The organism is Vibrio sp. SNU_ST1, assembly GCF_030563405.1.
Taxonomy (GTDB): domain Bacteria; phylum Pseudomonadota; class Gammaproteobacteria; order Enterobacterales; family Vibrionaceae; genus Vibrio.
In genome coordinates this window covers 278976-292389 of sequence record NZ_CP130748.1, presented here as the reverse complement: position 1 = coordinate 292389, position 13414 = coordinate 278976, and the positions used below count along the sequence as shown (strand labels likewise).

The 13414-nt window shown below is 48.7% G+C and carries 2 tRNA genes and 7 rRNA genes; all 9 read right to left on the bottom strand.

Features of this window, described 5'->3' with window-relative positions:
- Positions 1–5 precede the first annotated feature (5 nt).
- Positions 6–1560: ribosomal RNA gene (locus Q5H80_RS01385) — 16S ribosomal RNA — on the bottom strand.
- Positions 1561–1986: 426 nt separating this feature from the next.
- Positions 1987–2102 (bottom strand): 5S ribosomal RNA (gene rrf, locus Q5H80_RS01380).
- 129 nt (positions 2103–2231) lie between these two features.
- Positions 2232–5124 (bottom strand): 23S ribosomal RNA (locus Q5H80_RS01375).
- Positions 5125–5424: 300 nt separating this feature from the next.
- A tRNA-Ala gene (locus Q5H80_RS01370) sits at positions 5425–5500 on the bottom strand.
- Positions 5501–5521: 21 nt separating this feature from the next.
- A tRNA-Ile gene (locus tag Q5H80_RS01365) sits at positions 5522–5598 on the bottom strand.
- 67 nt (positions 5599–5665) lie between these two features.
- Positions 5666–7220 (bottom strand): 16S ribosomal RNA (locus Q5H80_RS01360).
- A gap of 426 nt (positions 7221–7646) precedes the next feature.
- Positions 7647–7762, bottom strand: a 5S ribosomal RNA gene (gene rrf, locus Q5H80_RS01355).
- A gap of 129 nt (positions 7763–7891) precedes the next feature.
- A 23S ribosomal RNA gene (locus tag Q5H80_RS01350) occupies positions 7892–10784 on the bottom strand.
- 403 nt (positions 10785–11187) lie between these two features.
- Positions 11188–12742, bottom strand: a 16S ribosomal RNA gene (locus tag Q5H80_RS01345).
- Together the 16S, 23S and 5S rRNA genes with 2 tRNA genes alongside form the textbook arrangement of a ribosomal RNA operon.
- Positions 12743–13414 lie beyond the last annotated feature (672 nt).

The window sequence follows — 13414 nt, the reverse complement described above, 5'->3', positions numbered from 1 at the left end:
TCGTATAAGGAGGTGATCCAGCCCCAGGTTCCCCTAGGGCTACCTTGTTACGACTTCACCCCAGTCATGAACCACAAAGTGGTGAGCGTCCTCCCCGAAAGGTTAAACTACCCACTTCTTTTGCAGCCCACTCCCATGGTGTGACGGGCGGTGTGTACAAGGCCCGGGAACGTATTCACCGTGACATTCTGATTCACGATTACTAGCGATTCCGACTTCATGGAGTCGAGTTGCAGACTCCAATCCGGACTACGACGCACTTTTTGGGATTCGCTCACTATCGCTAGCTTGCTGCCCTCTGTATGCGCCATTGTAGCACGTGTGTAGCCCTACTCGTAAGGGCCATGATGACTTGACGTCGTCCCCACCTTCCTCCGGTTTATCACCGGCAGTCTCCCTGGAGTTCCCGACATTACTCGCTGGCAAACAAGGATAAGGGTTGCGCTCGTTGCGGGACTTAACCCAACATTTCACAACACGAGCTGACGACAGCCATGCAGCACCTGTCTCAGAGCTCCCGAAGGCACACCTGTGTCTCCACTGGCTTCTCTGGATGTCAAGAGTAGGTAAGGTTCTTCGCGTTGCATCGAATTAAACCACATGCTCCACCGCTTGTGCGGGCCCCCGTCAATTCATTTGAGTTTTAATCTTGCGACCGTACTCCCCAGGCGGTCTACTTAACGCGTTAGCTCCGAAAGCCACGGCTCAAGGCCACAACCTCCAAGTAGACATCGTTTACGGCGTGGACTACCAGGGTATCTAATCCTGTTTGCTCCCCACGCTTTCGCATCTGAGTGTCAGTGTCTGTCCAGGGGGCCGCCTTCGCCACTGGTATTCCTTCAGATCTCTACGCATTTCACCGCTACACCTGAAATTCTACCCCCCTCTACAGCACTCTAGTTCACCAGTTTCAAATGCAGTTCCGAGGTTGAGCCCCGGGCTTTCACATCTGACTTAATGAACCACCTGCATGCGCTTTACGCCCAGTAATTCCGATTAACGCTCGCACCCTCCGTATTACCGCGGCTGCTGGCACGGAGTTAGCCGGTGCTTCTTCTGTTGCTAACGTCAAGATGCGCAGCTATTAACTACACACCCTTCCTCACAACTGAAAGTACTTTACAACCCGAAGGCCTTCTTCATACACGCGGCATGGCTGCATCAGGCTTTCGCCCATTGTGCAATATTCCCCACTGCTGCCTCCCGTAGGAGTCTGGACCGTGTCTCAGTTCCAGTGTGGCTGATCATCCTCTCAGACCAGCTAGGGATCGTCGCCTTGGTGAGCCATTACCTCACCAACTAGCTAATCCCACCTAGGCATATCTTGACGCGAGAGGCCCGAAGGTCCCCCTCTTTGGCCCGTAGGCATTATGCGGTATTAGCCATCGTTTCCAATGGTTATCCCCCACATCAAGGCAATTTCCTAGGCATTACTCACCCGTCCGCCGCTCGACGCCCATTAACGCACCCGAAGGATTGTTAGTGTCGTTTCCGCTCGACTTGCATGTGTTAGGCCTGCCGCCAGCGTTCAATCTGAGCCATGATCAAACTCTTCAATTTAAGATTTTGTGACTCAACGAATACTGACTTCAAAACTATTCTTTATAAATAAAGAGTGTAATTTTAAAGCTATTACCCCTCTCTTCTTAAATAAATAGGAACAGAATGGTAATGAATTGACTGTGCAAAAATTAAGTAAACTTAATTTTGTATTGGTCACTCAGTTCATTGAAATCAAGTTTGATTCCGAAGAATCTGTTTTATCTAACGATAAAACGTTTTGATATTCATCAACGAGTGCCCACACAGATTGATAGGTTTAAATTGTTAAAGAGCTTGTTCTCTAAAAAGAGAACGCTTTCAGTGCCTTAGCACGCAAGCAGGACGCGTATAATACGCTTTCCACTTTGAAAGTCAACATAAAACTCTAAGAAACTTAGAACTCTATGGTGACTTGTCTAGAAACTAGACAAAGTCGAAATTAAAGCCTGGCGATGTCCTACTCTCACATGGGGAAACCCCACACTACCATCGGCGCTATTGTGTTTCACTTCTGAGTTCGGCATGGAATCAGGTGGGTCCACAATGCTATGGTCGCCAAACAAATTTTGCTTTTACTTTCAGCTTAAAAACTGAAGGCAAAATAATCTGGAAAACTGATTTAAAAGTCTCTTCAAACTCATTCAAGGTCTGGTCTTTCTATTGAGTCCATAAAACCCCTTGGGTGTTGTATGGTTAAGCCTCACGGGCAATTAGTACAGGTTAGCTCAATGCCTCGCAGCACTTACACACCCTGCCTATCAACGTCGTAGTCTACGACAACCCTTTAGGACGCTTATAGCGTCAGGGAAAACTCATCTCAAGGCTCGCTTCCCGCTTAGATGCTTTCAGCGGTTATCGATTCCGAACTTAGCTACCGGGCAATGCCATTGGCATGACAACCCGAACACCAGAGGTTCGTCCACTCCGGTCCTCTCGTACTAGGAGCAGCCCCTTTCAATTTTCCAACGCCCACGGCAGATAGGGACCGAACTGTCTCACGACGTTCTAAACCCAGCTCGCGTACCACTTTAAATGGCGAACAGCCATACCCTTGGGACCGACTTCAGCCCCAGGATGTGATGAGCCGACATCGAGGTGCCAAACACCGCCGTCGATATGAACTCTTGGGCGGTATCAGCCTGTTATCCCCGGAGTACCTTTTATCCGTTGAGCGATGGCCCTTCCATTCAGAACCACCGGATCACTATGACCTGCTTTCGCACCTGCTCGAATTGTCATTCTCGCAGTCAAGCGGGCTTATGCCATTGCACTAACCACACGATGTCCAACCGTGTTTAGCCCACCTTCGTGCTCCTCCGTTACTCTTTGGGAGGAGACCGCCCCAGTCAAACTACCCACCAGGCACTGTCCGTAATCCCGATTCAGGGACCAACGTTAGAACATCAAAACTACAAGGGTGGTATTTCAAGGACGACTCCACCACATCTAGCGACGCGGTTTCATAGTCTCCCACCTATCCTACACATGTAGGTTCAATGTTCAGTGCCAAGCTGTAGTAAAGGTTCACGGGGTCTTTCCGTCTAGCCGCGGGTACACTGCATCTTCACAGCGATTTCAATTTCACTGAGTCTCGGGTGGAGACAGCGTGGCCATCATTACGCCATTCGTGCAGGTCGGAACTTACCCGACAAGGAATTTCGCTACCTTAGGACCGTTATAGTTACGGCCGCCGTTTACCGGGGCTTCGATCAAGAGCTTCGACCGAAGTCTAACCCCATCAATTAACCTTCCGGCACCGGGCAGGCGTCACACCGTATACGTCATCTTACGATTTTGCACAGTGCTGTGTTTTTAATAAACAGTTGCAGCCACCTGGTATCTGCGACTCTCGTCTGCTCCATCCGCAAGGGACTTCACTGATAAGAGCGTACCTTCTCCCGAAGTTACGGTACCATTTTGCCTAGTTCCTTCACCCGAGTTCTCTCAAGCGCCTTGGTATTCTCTACCCGACCACCTGTGTCGGTTTGGGGTACGATTCCTTACAATCTGAAGCTTAGAGGCTTTTCCTGGAAGTATGGCATCAATGACTTCACTACCGTAGTAGCTCGACATCGTATCTCAGCGTTAAGAAAGTCCGGATTTACCTAAACTTTCCGCCTACGTACTTGAACCTGGACAACCGTCGCCAGGCCCACCTAGCCTTCTCCGTCCCCCCATCGCAATTGTAAGAAGTACGGGAATATTAACCCGTTTCCCATCGACTACGCCTTTCGGCCTCGCCTTAGGAGTCGACTTACCCTGCCCCGATTAACGTTGGACAGGAACCCTTGGTCTTCCGGCGAGGGAGTTTTTCACTCCCTTTATCGTTACTCATGTCAGCATTCGCACTTCTGATACCTCCAGCAGCCCTTACAGACCACCTTCAACGGCTTACAGAACGCTCCCCTACCCCACATACCCTAAGGTACGTAGCCGCAGCTTCGGTGTATAGCTTAGCCCCGTTACATCTTCCGCGCAGGCCGACTCGACCAGTGAGCTATTACGCTTTCTTTAAATGATGGCTGCTTCTAAGCCAACATCCTGGCTGTCTGAGCCTTCCCACATCGTTTCCCACTTAGCTATACTTTGGGACCTTAGCTGGCGGTCTGGGTTGTTTCCCTCTCCACGACGGACGTTAGCACCCGCCGTGTGTCTCCCGGATAGTACTTACTGGTATTCGGAGTTTGCAAAGGGTTGGTAAGTCGGGATGACCCCCTAGCCTTAACAGTGCTCTACCCCCAGTAGTATTCGTCCGAGGCGCTACCTAAATAGCTTTCGGGGAGAACCAGCTATCTCCAGGTTTGATTGGCCTTTCACCCCTAGCCACAAGTCATCCGCTAATTTTTCAACATTAGTCGGTTCGGTCCTCCAGTTGATGTTACTCAACCTTCAACCTGCCCATGGCTAGATCACCTGGTTTCGGGTCTAATCCTAGCAACTGTACGCCCAGTTAAGACTCGGTTTCCCTACGGCTCCCCTAAACGGTTAACCTTGCTACTAAAATTAAGTCGCTGACCCATTATACAAAAGGTACGCAGTCACACCACGAAGGTGCTCCTACTGCTTGTACGTACACGGTTTCAGGTTCTATTTCACTCCCCTCACAGGGGTTCTTTTCGCCTTTCCCTCACGGTACTGGTTCACTATCGGTCAGTCAGTAGTATTTAGCCTTGGAGGATGGTCCCCCCATATTCAGACAGGATATCACGTGTCCCGCCCTACTCGTTTTCACTGATTATGAGATGTCGATTACGGGGCTATCACCCTTTATTGCGGCACTTTCCAGAGCCTTCATCTGTCTCATTAAAAGCTTAAGGGCTAATCCAATTTCGCTCGCCGCTACTTTCGGAATCTCGGTTGATTTCTCTTCCTCGGGGTACTTAGATGTTTCAGTTCCCCCGGTTTGCCTCCTGTTGCTATGTATTCACAACAGGATACTTGCTTATGCAAGTGGGTTTCCCCATTCAGGAATCCCAGACTCAAAAGGTTATTACTACCTAATCTGGGCTTATCGCAAGTTATTACGCCTTTCATCGCCTCTGACTGCCAAGGCATCCACCGTGTACGCTTAGTCACTTAACCATACAACCCGAAAGGGTCTTAGCGTATGGCAACTAACCAAGGTTTTTGGTTGTCATCAAGAAGGGTTAATTCTCAATGACTGTTTGCCGGACTCAATTGTGAATCAAACTAAAGTTTGATTCGAATACAAGACACTTGAATGTGTTTGTTGTGTTTATCTAATGAAAGATAAACATTGAGAACTTTTAAATTTGATTGAATTACTCGTAAGTAATCAATCAGTCAGCTTTCCAAATTGTTAAAGAGCTTGATTTCTTTCGAAACCATTTTTAAAGATTCTTAAGGAAAAACCCTTAAAGATGGTGGAGCTATGCGGGATCGAACCGCAGACCTCCTGCGTGCAAGGCAGGCGCTCTCCCAGCTGAGCTATAGCCCCATCTTTGTTTCTAGTCGATATTGGTGGGTCTGAGTGGACTCGAACCACCGACCTCCCGCTTATCAGGCGAGCGCTCTAACCAGCTGAGCTACAGACCCAATATCGTCTCTTTTACTTTCTAAACCTAATCAATCTGTGTGGACACTCATCGTAAGTATCTTCGTATAAGGAGGTGATCCAGCCCCAGGTTCCCCTAGGGCTACCTTGTTACGACTTCACCCCAGTCATGAACCACAAAGTGGTGAGCGTCCTCCCCGAAAGGTTAAACTACCCACTTCTTTTGCAGCCCACTCCCATGGTGTGACGGGCGGTGTGTACAAGGCCCGGGAACGTATTCACCGTGACATTCTGATTCACGATTACTAGCGATTCCGACTTCATGGAGTCGAGTTGCAGACTCCAATCCGGACTACGACGCACTTTTTGGGATTCGCTCACTATCGCTAGCTTGCTGCCCTCTGTATGCGCCATTGTAGCACGTGTGTAGCCCTACTCGTAAGGGCCATGATGACTTGACGTCGTCCCCACCTTCCTCCGGTTTATCACCGGCAGTCTCCCTGGAGTTCCCGACATTACTCGCTGGCAAACAAGGATAAGGGTTGCGCTCGTTGCGGGACTTAACCCAACATTTCACAACACGAGCTGACGACAGCCATGCAGCACCTGTCTCAGAGCTCCCGAAGGCACACCTGTGTCTCCACTGGCTTCTCTGGATGTCAAGAGTAGGTAAGGTTCTTCGCGTTGCATCGAATTAAACCACATGCTCCACCGCTTGTGCGGGCCCCCGTCAATTCATTTGAGTTTTAATCTTGCGACCGTACTCCCCAGGCGGTCTACTTAACGCGTTAGCTCCGAAAGCCACGGCTCAAGGCCACAACCTCCAAGTAGACATCGTTTACGGCGTGGACTACCAGGGTATCTAATCCTGTTTGCTCCCCACGCTTTCGCATCTGAGTGTCAGTGTCTGTCCAGGGGGCCGCCTTCGCCACTGGTATTCCTTCAGATCTCTACGCATTTCACCGCTACACCTGAAATTCTACCCCCCTCTACAGCACTCTAGTTCACCAGTTTCAAATGCAGTTCCGAGGTTGAGCCCCGGGCTTTCACATCTGACTTAATGAACCACCTGCATGCGCTTTACGCCCAGTAATTCCGATTAACGCTCGCACCCTCCGTATTACCGCGGCTGCTGGCACGGAGTTAGCCGGTGCTTCTTCTGTTGCTAACGTCAAGATGCGCAGCTATTAACTACACACCCTTCCTCACAACTGAAAGTACTTTACAACCCGAAGGCCTTCTTCATACACGCGGCATGGCTGCATCAGGCTTTCGCCCATTGTGCAATATTCCCCACTGCTGCCTCCCGTAGGAGTCTGGACCGTGTCTCAGTTCCAGTGTGGCTGATCATCCTCTCAGACCAGCTAGGGATCGTCGCCTTGGTGAGCCATTACCTCACCAACTAGCTAATCCCACCTAGGCATATCTTGACGCGAGAGGCCCGAAGGTCCCCCTCTTTGGCCCGTAGGCATTATGCGGTATTAGCCATCGTTTCCAATGGTTATCCCCCACATCAAGGCAATTTCCTAGGCATTACTCACCCGTCCGCCGCTCGACGCCCATTAACGCACCCGAAGGATTGTTAGTGTCGTTTCCGCTCGACTTGCATGTGTTAGGCCTGCCGCCAGCGTTCAATCTGAGCCATGATCAAACTCTTCAATTTAAGATTTTGTGACTCAACGAATACTGACTTCAAAACTATTCTTTATAAATAAAGAGTGTAATTTTAAAGCTATTACCCCTCTCTTCTTAAATAAATAGGAACAGAATGGTAATGAATTGACTGTGCAAAAATTAAGTAAACTTAATTTTGTATTGGTCACTCAGTTCATTGAAATCAAGTTTGATTCCGAAGAATCTGTTTTATCTAACGATAAAACGTTTTGATATTCATCAACGAGTGCCCACACAGATTGATAGGTTTAAATTGTTAAAGAGCTTGTTCTCTAAAAAGAGAACGCTTTCAGTGCCTTAGCACGCAAGCAGGACGCGTATAATACGCTTTCCACTTTGAAAGTCAACATAAAACTCTAAGAAACTTAGAACTCTATGGTGACTTGTCTAGAAACTAGACAAAGTCGAAATTAAAGCCTGGCGATGTCCTACTCTCACATGGGGAAACCCCACACTACCATCGGCGCTATTGTGTTTCACTTCTGAGTTCGGCATGGAATCAGGTGGGTCCACAATGCTATGGTCGCCAAACAAATTTTGCTTTTACTTTCAGCTTAAAAACTGAAGGCAAAATAATCTGGAAAACTGATTTAAAAGTCTCTTCAAACTCATTCAAGGTCTGGTCTTTCTATTGAGTCCATAAAACCCCTTGGGTGTTGTATGGTTAAGCCTCACGGGCAATTAGTACAGGTTAGCTCAATGCCTCGCAGCACTTACACACCCTGCCTATCAACGTCGTAGTCTACGACAACCCTTTAGGACGCTTATAGCGTCAGGGAAAACTCATCTCAAGGCTCGCTTCCCGCTTAGATGCTTTCAGCGGTTATCGATTCCGAACTTAGCTACCGGGCAATGCCATTGGCATGACAACCCGAACACCAGAGGTTCGTCCACTCCGGTCCTCTCGTACTAGGAGCAGCCCCTTTCAATTTTCCAACGCCCACGGCAGATAGGGACCGAACTGTCTCACGACGTTCTAAACCCAGCTCGCGTACCACTTTAAATGGCGAACAGCCATACCCTTGGGACCGACTTCAGCCCCAGGATGTGATGAGCCGACATCGAGGTGCCAAACACCGCCGTCGATATGAACTCTTGGGCGGTATCAGCCTGTTATCCCCGGAGTACCTTTTATCCGTTGAGCGATGGCCCTTCCATTCAGAACCACCGGATCACTATGACCTGCTTTCGCACCTGCTCGAATTGTCATTCTCGCAGTCAAGCGGGCTTATGCCATTGCACTAACCACACGATGTCCAACCGTGTTTAGCCCACCTTCGTGCTCCTCCGTTACTCTTTGGGAGGAGACCGCCCCAGTCAAACTACCCACCAGGCACTGTCCGTAATCCCGATTCAGGGACCAACGTTAGAACATCAAAACTACAAGGGTGGTATTTCAAGGACGACTCCACCACATCTAGCGACGCGGTTTCATAGTCTCCCACCTATCCTACACATGTAGGTTCAATGTTCAGTGCCAAGCTGTAGTAAAGGTTCACGGGGTCTTTCCGTCTAGCCGCGGGTACACTGCATCTTCACAGCGATTTCAATTTCACTGAGTCTCGGGTGGAGACAGCGTGGCCATCATTACGCCATTCGTGCAGGTCGGAACTTACCCGACAAGGAATTTCGCTACCTTAGGACCGTTATAGTTACGGCCGCCGTTTACCGGGGCTTCGATCAAGAGCTTCGACCGAAGTCTAACCCCATCAATTAACCTTCCGGCACCGGGCAGGCGTCACACCGTATACGTCATCTTACGATTTTGCACAGTGCTGTGTTTTTAATAAACAGTTGCAGCCACCTGGTATCTGCGACTCTCGTCTGCTCCATCCGCAAGGGACTTCACTGATAAGAGCGTACCTTCTCCCGAAGTTACGGTACCATTTTGCCTAGTTCCTTCACCCGAGTTCTCTCAAGCGCCTTGGTATTCTCTACCCGACCACCTGTGTCGGTTTGGGGTACGATTCCTTACAATCTGAAGCTTAGAGGCTTTTCCTGGAAGCATGGCATCAATGACTTCACTACCGTAGTAGCTCGACATCGTATCTCAGCGTTAAGAAAGTCCGGATTTACCTAAACTTTCCGCCTACATACTTGAACCTGGACAACCGTCGCCAGGCCCACCTAGCCTTCTCCGTCCCCCCATCGCAATTGTAAGAAGTACGGGAATATTAACCCGTTTCCCATCGACTACGCCTTTCGGCCTCGCCTTAGGAGTCGACTTACCCTGCCCCGATTAACGTTGGACAGGAACCCTTGGTCTTCCGGCGAGGGAGTTTTTCACTCCCTTTATCGTTACTCATGTCAGCATTCGCACTTCTGATACCTCCAGCATGCCTTACAGCACACCTTCAACGGCTTACAGAACGCTCCCCTACCCCACATACCCTAAGGTACGTAGCCGCAGCTTCGGTGTATAGCTTAGCCCCGTTACATCTTCCGCGCAGGCCGACTCGACCAGTGAGCTATTACGCTTTCTTTAAATGATGGCTGCTTCTAAGCCAACATCCTGGCTGTCTGAGCCTTCCCACATCGTTTCCCACTTAGCTATACTTTGGGACCTTAGCTGGCGGTCTGGGTTGTTTCCCTCTCCACGACGGACGTTAGCACCCGCCGTGTGTCTCCCGGATAGTACTTACTGGTATTCGGAGTTTGCAAAGGGTTGGTAAGTCGGGATGACCCCCTAGCCTTAACAGTGCTCTACCCCCAGTAGTATTCGTCCGAGGCGCTACCTAAATAGCTTTCGGGGAGAACCAGCTATCTCCAGGTTTGATTGGCCTTTCACCCCTAGCCACAAGTCATCCGCTAATTTTTCAACATTAGTCGGTTCGGTCCTCCAGTTGATGTTACTCAACCTTCAACCTGCCCATGGCTAGATCACCTGGTTTCGGGTCTAATCCTAGCAACTGTACGCCCAGTTAAGACTCGGTTTCCCTACGGCTCCCCTAAACGGTTAACCTTGCTACTAAAATTAAGTCGCTGACCCATTATACAAAAGGTACGCAGTCACACCACGAAGGTGCTCCTACTGCTTGTACGTACACGGTTTCAGGTTCTATTTCACTCCCCTCACAGGGGTTCTTTTCGCCTTTCCCTCACGGTACTGGTTCACTATCGGTCAGTCAGTAGTATTTAGCCTTGGAGGATGGTCCCCCCATATTCAGACAGGATATCACGTGTCCCGCCCTACTCGTTTTCACTGATTATAATGTGTCGGTTACGGGGCTATCACCCTTTATTGCGAGACTTTCCAGACTCTTCACCTGCATCATTAAAAGCTTAAGGGCTAATCCAATTTCGCTCGCCGCTACTTTCGGAATCTCGGTTGATTTCTCTTCCTCGGGGTACTTAGATGTTTCAGTTCCCCCGGTTTGCCTCCTGTTGCTATGTATTCACAACAGGATACTTACTTATGTAAGTGGGTTTCCCCATTCAGGAATCCCAGACTCAAAAGGTTATTACTACCTAATCTGGGCTTATCGCAAGTTATTACGCCTTTCATCGCCTCTGACTGCCAAGGCATCCACCGTGTACGCTTAGTCACTTAACCATACAACCCGAAAGGGTCTCTGTTTTACTTTCACTTTTGAAAAGTGAAAACAAACTAGTATGGCAACTAACCAAGGTTTTTGGTTGTCATCAAGAAGGGTTAATTCTCAATGACTGTTTGCCGGACTCAATTGTGAATCAAACTAAGTTTGATTCGAATACAAGACACTTGAATGTGTTTGTTGTGTTTATACCGTTCTTATTAAATAAGAGCAGATAAACATTGAGAACTTTTAAATTTGATTGAATTACTCGTAAGTAATCAAATCAGTCAGCTTTCCAAATTGTTAAAGAGCATAAAGCAAAAAGCTTTAATCAATAACTTACGTTATTAATTAAAGCTCTGGCTTTAACTAAATCTAAACCATCAATCTGTGTGGACACTCATCGTGAGTATCTTCGTATAAGGAGGTGATCCAGCCCCAGGTTCCCCTAGGGCTACCTTGTTACGACTTCACCCCAGTCATGAACCACAAAGTGGTGAGCGTCCTCCCCGAAAGGTTAAACTACCCACTTCTTTTGCAGCCCACTCCCATGGTGTGACGGGCGGTGTGTACAAGGCCCGGGAACGTATTCACCGTGACATTCTGATTCACGATTACTAGCGATTCCGACTTCATGGAGTCGAGTTGCAGACTCCAATCCGGACTACGACGCACTTTTTGGGATTCGCTCACTATCGCTAGCTTGCTGCCCTCTGTATGCGCCATTGTAGCACGTGTGTAGCCCTACTCGTAAGGGCCATGATGACTTGACGTCGTCCCCACCTTCCTCCGGTTTATCACCGGCAGTCTCCCTGGAGTTCCCGACATTACTCGCTGGCAAACAAGGATAAGGGTTGCGCTCGTTGCGGGACTTAACCCAACATTTCACAACACGAGCTGACGACAGCCATGCAGCACCTGTCTCAGAGCTCCCGAAGGCACACCTGTGTCTCCACTGGCTTCTCTGGATGTCAAGAGTAGGTAAGGTTCTTCGCGTTGCATCGAATTAAACCACATGCTCCACCGCTTGTGCGGGCCCCCGTCAATTCATTTGAGTTTTAATCTTGCGACCGTACTCCCCAGGCGGTCTACTTAACGCGTTAGCTCCGAAAGCCACGGCTCAAGGCCACAACCTCCAAGTAGACATCGTTTACGGCGTGGACTACCAGGGTATCTAATCCTGTTTGCTCCCCACGCTTTCGCATCTGAGTGTCAGTGTCTGTCCAGGGGGCCGCCTTCGCCACTGGTATTCCTTCAGATCTCTACGCATTTCACCGCTACACCTGAAATTCTACCCCCCTCTACAGCACTCTAGTTCACCAGTTTCAAATGCAGTTCCGAGGTTGAGCCCCGGGCTTTCACATCTGACTTAATGAACCACCTGCATGCGCTTTACGCCCAGTAATTCCGATTAACGCTCGCACCCTCCGTATTACCGCGGCTGCTGGCACGGAGTTAGCCGGTGCTTCTTCTGTTGCTAACGTCAAGAGATAACGCTATTAACGTTATCCCCTTCCTCACAACTGAAAGTACTTTACAACCCGAAGGCCTTCTTCATACACGCGGCATGGCTGCATCAGGCTTTCGCCCATTGTGCAATATTCCCCACTGCTGCCTCCCGTAGGAGTCTGGACCGTGTCTCAGTTCCAGTGTGGCTGATCATCCTCTCAGACCAGCTAGGGATCGTCGCCTTGGTGAGCCATTACCTCACCAACTAGCTAATCCCACCTAGGCATATCTTGACGCGAGAGGTCCGAAGATCCCCCTCTTTGGCCCGTAGGCATTATGCGGTATTAGCCATCGTTTCCAATGGTTATCCCCCACATCAAGGCAATTTCCTAGGCATTACTCACCCGTCCGCCGCTCGACGCCCAACAAATCCTCCGAAGATTCAATGTTGTCGTTTCCGCTCGACTTGCATGTGTTAGGCCTGCCGCCAGCGTTCAATCTGAGCCATGATCAAACTCTTCAATTTAAGATTTTGTGACTCAACGAATACTGACTTCAAAACTAATATTCATTCGAAAATGAACATGTAATTCTAAAGCTATTACCATTCCAACAGAATGGTAATGAATTGACTGTGCCGATTAACTACAAGTAGTTAAACGTATTGGTCACTCAGTTCATTGAAATCAAGTTTGTTACCGAAGTAACTGTTATTACGCTCTTTCGAAAAAGAACCAATAACGTTTTGATATTCATCAACGAGTGCCCACACAGATTGATAGGTTTAAATTGTTAAAGAGCTTCTCTTCGTTGTGACTTACATCACTTCGGAAGAGGCGGCCATTCTAGCGTTTTAATTCTCAGTGTCAAACACTTTTGAAAATTAATTTCTACTTTCTAAAAGTAGAAGCGAATTATCGCTTAAAGCTAGTTGCCTTACTAACATTCTTCGCTGAAGCCTTGTGGCGTCTACCGTGTCAGTGAGGCGGCATTATAGAGATGTTCCTCACATTGGCAAGTGTTTATTACCAAAAAGCACAAAAATAACGGTTAGATGATGGATAAACACCCAAAGCCTTATTTATGCAAGTTTAACTACAAAGTACCTACACAATAACCACAGACTTATCCACAATCGCTTTAATTTTATCCCCTAGAAACTAAAAAAGCTGCCTTGAGGCAGCTTTTTAAATGGCAA